The sequence below is a fragment of the Streptomyces sp. S6 genome (genome assembly GCF_054880855.1).
In genome coordinates, this window is record NZ_JBTYMC010000345.1 from 1 (window position 1) to 6,473 (window position 6,473).

Sequence of the window (6,473 nt, forward strand, 5' to 3'; positions counted from 1 at the left end):
GCTGCCCGCGCCGGGGCATCCGCTGGGGCTCAGCGGGCCGCCGGAGTTCAACGCGCGGGCGCTGGAGGCCGAGGAGGCGGTGGTCTGTCACGGGGCGGCGCTGGGGCTGGTGCCGGAGGTCTTCGAGGCGGGGCCCGCCGGTGACGTCCACCGCGAAGTGACCTGGCACTGCCTGCCGGTGCGCGAGGCGCCGCCCGCCGACGTGCCGTCCCTCGGTGAGGCCGAGCGTGAACTCGCGGAGGCGCTGCGGGAGGCGACCGCTGTCCTGTCCCGGCTGGACGTCGCCGGATCGGGTCCGGTCGCGGAGGCCGCCATCGACGCGTACCGGGCGCGTGCGGAGCGGGGGCGGGAGCTGCTGGCGCCCGGATATCCGCCGCGTGCGGTGCGGGTGCTCGAACTGGCCCAGCGGGTGGGGCTGTTGGTCTCGCTGGCCACGGAGAACGGGCACGGGGGCGCGGTGAGCGCGTCCGAGATGGCGGCCCGGGGGGCGGCGCTGCGCCCGGTGGAGCGGACGGCCCGGCGGGCGCTGGTGGCGGCGTACAACGCGTATGTGGAGGAGCGGGAGCGGGGGATGCGGTGAGGGTACGGCGACGGGGCCCCGCCCTGAGGGTGGGGCCCCGTCGTGGGGTTCAGGCCGTGTCAGTCGTTGACGCCGGTGTTGCCGAACGCCGGGTTCAGCAGGCCGATGACGTTGACGGAGTCGCCCACGACGTTGACCGGGACGTGGACCGGGACCTGGGCGGTGTTGCCGGAGCCGACGCCCGGAGACTTCACGGCAGCGCCTTCGGCACCGGAGTCGGCCATGGCCGCACCGGCGGAAGCACCAGCGGCGATACCGGCGACGGTGAGGGCAACAGCGGCCTTCTTGGCGATGTTCATGAGAAGCGTTCCTCCTGCGATTGCGTGACCGACCCGCCCGCGGGTCGTGAGCTGTGCAACGCGGGAGTGGTCGTGAACGGCACGGGAGGCGGTCGCAACTGCGCCCGTTCGGATCATTGAAGCGACGGGACGATCAGCAGACCTGCCGCTTGTAGAACTGCCGTGCCCCGGCTGCCTGTTCAGCGGTTGACGCCGAGGTTCCCGAACGCCGGGTTGAGCAGGCCGATGACGTTGACGCTGTTGCCGACGGCGTTGACGGGGATGTGCACCGGCACCTGGATGACGTTGCCGGAGACGACGCCCGGGGAGTCGTGGGCCTCGCCGAGGGCCGCCGCTCCGGAGCCGTCGGTCGCGGAGGCGAGACCGGCGCCCGCGGCCACCAGCCCGCCGGCCACCATCGTCACTGCCGCGGCCTTCTTCAGGTTCTTCACTTCGCAAGCCCTCCTGGCGATTCGCCACGACGGTCGCCGTGGCACGCAAGGAGAACGGCGTCACCCCGGCCGGGGGTGCGCCATGTGGGTGACATTCCCACGACAGTATGAATCTCGGACTGGACGTGATCCCTCCGCTTACCGCTCCCCCACGCCCCTGGCCAGCGCTTTTCAGCCCGTGACGCCGTGCCGCACGGCCCACAGCGCGGCCTGCGTGCGGTCCGCCAGGTCGAGTTTCATCAGGATGTTCGAGACGTGCGTCTTGACCGTCTTCTCGGAGAGCACCAGCGCCCGCGCGATCTCCCGGTTGGAGCGCCCGTCCGCGATCAGCGCGAGGACCTCCCGCTCGCGTTCGGTGAGCGAGCCGCCCCGGCCCTGGCCGCCCGGCGACTCGTCCTGGGAGAGCAGCACCCCGGCGACCTCCGGCTGGAGCAGGACGTGTCCCGCGTGGACGGAGCGGATCGCGCCGGCGAGGGCGTCCGGGTCGATGTCCTTGTAGACGTATCCGGCGGCGCCCGCGCGCAGGGCGGGGACGACCGTCCGCTGCTCGGTGAAGCTGGTGACGATCAGCACGCGCGCGGGACAGTCCAGCTCGCGGAGCTTGCGCAGGGCCTCCACGCCGTCCATGCCGGGCATCTTGACGTCCATGAGGACGACGTCGGGGCGCAGCTCCTGGGCGCGGGCGACGCCCTCCTCGCCGTCCCCGGCCTCACCGACGACCTCTATGTCGTCCTGGACCTCCAGGAACGTGCGCAGGCCCCGGCGGACGACCTGGTGGTCGTCGACGAGCAGCACCCTGATCGGCTCAGCCACCGGGGACCTCCATCTCGATGACGGTGCCCTGGCCGGGCTCCGATGTCACTGTCAGGCTTCCGCCGACGCCGCCGGCGCGGTCCCGCATGGAGACGAGGCCGAGGTGGCGGCCCGCGCTGCGGACGATCGCGGGGTCGAAGCCCTTGCCGTCGTCGCTGACGCGCAGGACGGCGCCGGCAGCGAGCTTCTCCAGGGTGACGTCCACGCGGGCCGCCCCGGAGTGGCGCAGGGCGTTGTGGAGGGCTTCCTGGGCGACGCGCAGCAGGGCCTCCTCCTGGGCGGCGGGCAGGGCGCGGACGCCTCGGGCGGTGAAGGCGACGCGGGCGGTGTGGGCGCGGTCGAGGACCTGGATCTGGGTGCGCAGGGTGGCGACGAGGCCGTCCTCGTCGAGGCCTGCGGGGCGGAGTTCGACGACGGCCGCGCGCAGTTCGTCGGCGGCTTCGGCGGCGAGGGCGGCGACCTGGTGCAGTTCGCCCTTGGCGCGGGAGGGGTCGCGGTCGACGAGGGCGGCGGCGGCCTGGGCGGTGAGGCGCAGGGAGAACAGTTTCTGGCTGACCGCGTCGTGCAGTTCGTGGGCGAGGCGGGAGCGTTCCTCGGCGATGGTCAGTTCGCGGCTGCGTTCGTAGAGGCGCGCGTTGGTGAGGGCGATCGCGGCGTGCTGGGCGAGGATCGCGAGGAGGTCCATGTCCTCCTCGGTGAAGCCGCACGCGTCCGTGGGCTGCGCGCACGGGGGGTTTCCCGCCGCGGAACGCTCCTTGTTGGCCAGGAAGAGGATGCCGACGACGTCGTCGCCGTTGTGGATGGGCAGGCCCAGGAAGTCCGACATCTCGGGGTGGGCGTCGGGCCAGCCTTCGAAGCGGGGGTCCTTGCGGACGTCGGCGAGGCGCTCGGGTCTGGCCTCTTCGAGCATGGCCGCGAGGATGCCGTGCTGGCGCGGGAGCGGGCCGATGGCCTTCCACTCCTCGTCGCTCACGCCGTCGACGACGAACTGGGCGAAGCCGCCGTGGTCGTCCGGCACGCCCAGGGCCGCGTACCGGGCGCCGAGCAGCTCCCGGGCGGAGGCGACGATCGTCTTGAGGACGTCGCGCACCTCCAGGTGCCTGCTCATCGCCAGGAGTGCGGCGCTCACCGCCGCCAGCCCTGACCTGGGACTTTGACTCATGGCCTCACCGTACCGGCGGGGTCTGACAGCGAGGATCGGGCGGTGGTCCTAGGGCGGGACCTAGGACGCGTCACAGTTCGCGTTGCTTCAGCAACTCCCGGTGAGATTGCCGCGTGCTCGATGTGAGCCCGCACATAGGACCCATATCACCTACGAGGGTGAATAGGAGATAAACGGGAGGGGTGTGAACGGGGACGACTGGGCGCTATGGGGTGATTTGGCCTAGGTGGATCTACTAGCGGGGATCGCAGGTCACACCTTTGCCCGGACATTTTGCGGCCGCTAAGAATGGCTCTCGTCGCTCAGCGCCACGTCCGCCGATGGACATTCCGAGCGACCTCCCCGCACTTCGAGAGGTCACCCGCCATGCCCAAGAACACGCACAAGATCGCGATAGCCGGTGCCGTCACCCTCGGTGCCGCCGCCCTCGCCTTCTCGGTCGTGCCGGCCGACGCGCAGACCACCACGAGCGAAGCGGCTCTCCCGGCGAACGTCACCTACCGGACGGACGTCAAGACGGACGTGACGGACAAGTTCTCCCTGACCGGCGCGAAGATCGAGGCCATCGCCGCGCGGCAGAAGGCGCAGGCCGACGCGGTCGCCGCGAAGAAGGCCGCCGAGGCCAAGGCCGCCGCCGCGAAGAAGGCCGCCGCCGCGCGTGCCGTCGAGAAGGCCGCGAGCCGCTCCGCGCAGCGCGCCGAGATCAAGCAGGTCGCCGTCAAGACGTACGCGGACAACCTGGACGGCTGGATCCGCAACGCCCTCGACATCATGGACAGCAAGGGCATCCCGGGCTCCTACAACGGCCTGTACCGCAACATCATCCGCGAGTCCTCCGGCAACCCCTGGGCGATCAACAACTGGGACAGCAACGCGGCGATGGGCATCCCGTCCAAGGGCCTGCTCCAGGTCATCCAGCCGACGTTCAACGCGTACCACGTCTCCGGGACCTCCCGGAACATCTACGACCCGGTCGCCAACATCACCGCCGCCGCCAACTACGCGGCCCACCGGTACGGCTCGATCGACAACGTGAACAGCGCGTACTGAGCCTGCGCACACACGAAAGGGCGCCCCCTGCCGGCAGGGGGCGCCCTCGTTCGTACGCGGTTGCTACTTGCGCATGACCTCGGGCTCGTGGCGGCGCAGGAAGCGGGAAACGAAGAAGCCGCACAGGACGCCCAGGGCGATCAGGGCGGCCATGTCCATGCTCCAGGCGCCGACGGTGTGCTCCCACAGGGGGTCGTTCGAGGCGCCCTTGTCCGGCGGGCTGATGCGGTTGAAGTCCAGGGTCGCGCCGGCGGCGGCGACGGCCCAGCGGGACGGCATCAGGTACGAGAACTGGTTGACGCCGATCGAGCCGTTCAGCGCGAAGAGGCAGCCGGTGAAGACGACCTGGATGATCGCGAACATCACGAGCAGCGGCATCGTCTTCTCGGCGGTCTTCACCAGCGAGGAGATCACCAGGCCGAACATCATCGAGGTGAACCCGAGCGCCATGATCGGCACGGACAGCTCGACCAGCGTCGCGCTGCCGAGGACGAGGCCCTCGGAGGGGATCTCGCGGCTGGCGAAGCCGATCACGCCGACCAGCAGGCCCTGGAAGACCGTGATCAGGCCGAGCACGAACACCTTCGACATCAGGTACGCCGAGCGGGACAGGCCCGTCGCGCGCTCCCGCTCGTAGATGACGCGTTCCTTGATCAGCTCACGGACCGAGTTCGCCGCCCCCGCGAAGCAGGCGCCGACCGCGAGGATCAGCAGGACGGTGGTGGCGGTGCCGTTGGGAACGATGCGTCCGGTCTGCGCGTTGACCCCATTGGGAAGGAGGCCCCTGTCGGGGTCGATCAGCAGGCTGACCGCGCCGAGCACCGCCGGGAGGATCACCGTGAGAGCGAGGAAGCCCTTGTCGGAGGCGATCACGGACGCATAGCGGCGCACCAGCGTCCCGAACTGGCTCAGCCACCCCTGTGGCTTCGGCGGTTTCATCGCCTGCATCACCGGGACCTGTACGGCCTGCGGGGCGACGGCGTCGAGGTCCGCGGCGTACATCTGGTAGTGCTGCGAGCCCTTCCAGCGGCCCGCCCAGTCGTAGTCGCGGTAGTTCTCGAAGGCGGAGAAGACGTCGGCCCAGGTGTCGTAGCCGAAGAAGTTGAGCGCCTCCTCGGGCGGCCCGAAGTAGGCCACGGACCCGCCCGGCGCCATCACGAGCAGCTTGTCGCAGATCGCGAGCTCGGCGACCGAGTGGGTGACGACGAGGACGGTACGGCCGTCGTCGGCGAGGCCGCGCAGGAGCTGCATGACGTCGCGGTCCATGCCCGGGTCGAGGCCCGAGGTCGGCTCGTCGAGGAAGATCAGCGACGGCTTGGTGAGCAGCTCCAGAGCCACGGAGACGCGCTTGCGCTGGCCGCCGGAGAGGGAGGTGACCTTCTTCTCCTTGTGGATGTCCAGCTTCAGCTCGCGCAGCACCTCGTCGATGCGGGACTCGCGCTCGGCGGCCGTGGTGTCGGCCGGGAAGCGCAGCTTGGCCGCGTACTTGAGGGCCTTCTTGACCGTCAGTTCCTTGTGCAGGATGTCGTCCTGCGGGACCAGACCGATGCGCTGGCGCAGCTCCGCGAACTGCTTGTACAGGTTGCGGTTGTCGTACAGGACCTCGCCCTCGTTGGCGGGCCGGTAGCCGGTGAGCGCCTTGAGCAGCGTCGACTTTCCGGAGCCGGACGGGCCGATGACCGCGATCAGCGACTTCTCGGGGACGCCGAAGGAGACGTCCTTGAGGATCTGCTTGCCGCCGTCGACCGTCACCGTCAGGTGCCGCGCCGAGAAGGAGACCTCGCCGGTGTCGACGAACTCCTCCAGGCGGTCGCCGACGATCCGGAACGTCGAGTGGCCGACGCCGACGACGTCGGCGGGGCCGAGCAGCGCGGTGCCGCCCTTCGCTATCGGCTGGCCGTTGACGTACGTGCCGTTGTGGGAGCCGAGGTCGCGGATCTCCATGCGGCCGTCGGGCGTCGAGTGGAACTCGGCGTGGTGACGGGAGACCTGGAGGTCGGAGACGACCAGTTCGTTCTCCAGGGCGCGGCCGATGCGCATGACGCGGCCGAGCGCGAGCTGGTGGAACGTGGTCGGGCTGCGGTCGCCGTAGACCGGCGGCGCCCCCGCGCCGGCGCCGGGGCCCTGCTGCGGGATGT

At 70.6% G+C, this 6,473-nt stretch carries 7 protein-coding genes; 2 read left to right on the forward strand and 5 right to left on the reverse strand.

The window, feature by feature from the left end:
- A partial coding sequence (locus ACVNF4_RS30560; RefSeq protein ID WP_461806127.1) for a hypothetical protein occupies positions 1 to 580 on the forward strand: 580 nt, incomplete at its 5' end.
- Between the two features lie 59 nt (positions 581 to 639).
- On the opposite strand, the gene ACVNF4_RS30565 is transcribed toward ACVNF4_RS30560, so the two are convergent.
- The 4 genes from ACVNF4_RS30565 to ACVNF4_RS30580 form a co-directional block, all read right to left on the reverse strand.
- Positions 640 to 879 carry a chaplin gene (locus tag ACVNF4_RS30565; RefSeq protein ID WP_461806128.1) on the reverse strand — a complete coding sequence of 80 codons (240 nt, stop codon included), beginning with the start codon at positions 877 to 879 and terminating at the stop codon, positions 640 to 642.
- Positions 880 to 1,058: 179 nt separating this feature from the next.
- Complete coding sequence (locus tag ACVNF4_RS30570; protein WP_461806129.1) at positions 1,059 to 1,310, reverse strand: chaplin; 252 nt, start codon at positions 1,308 to 1,310, stop codon at positions 1,059 to 1,061.
- A 171-nt stretch (positions 1,311 to 1,481) separates the two neighbouring features.
- The gene (locus ACVNF4_RS30575) at positions 1,482 to 2,123 is read right to left on the reverse strand and encodes a response regulator (RefSeq protein ID WP_461806130.1); all 642 of its coding nucleotides are present in this window, start codon (positions 2,121 to 2,123) and stop codon (positions 1,482 to 1,484) included.
- Complete coding sequence (locus tag ACVNF4_RS30580; RefSeq protein ID WP_461806131.1) at positions 2,116 to 3,285, reverse strand: GAF domain-containing sensor histidine kinase; 1,170 nt, start codon at positions 3,283 to 3,285, stop codon at positions 2,116 to 2,118. Before ACVNF4_RS30580 ends, ACVNF4_RS30575 begins: the two co-directional genes overlap by 8 nt.
- Positions 3,286 to 3,651: 366 nt before the next feature.
- Here ACVNF4_RS30580 and ACVNF4_RS30585 point away from each other — a divergent pair, with 366 nt between their 5' ends.
- Positions 3,652 to 4,335 (forward strand): transglycosylase SLT domain-containing protein, encoded by a 684-nt coding sequence (locus ACVNF4_RS30585; protein ID WP_461806132.1) that lies wholly within the window; start codon positions 3,652 to 3,654, stop codon positions 4,333 to 4,335.
- A gap of 63 nt (positions 4,336 to 4,398) precedes the next feature.
- Here ACVNF4_RS30585 and ACVNF4_RS30590 read toward each other — a convergent pair.
- The coding region (locus ACVNF4_RS30590) for an ABC transporter ATP-binding protein/permease (RefSeq protein WP_461806133.1) at positions 4,399 to 6,473 on the reverse strand (2,075 nt) is incomplete at its 5' end.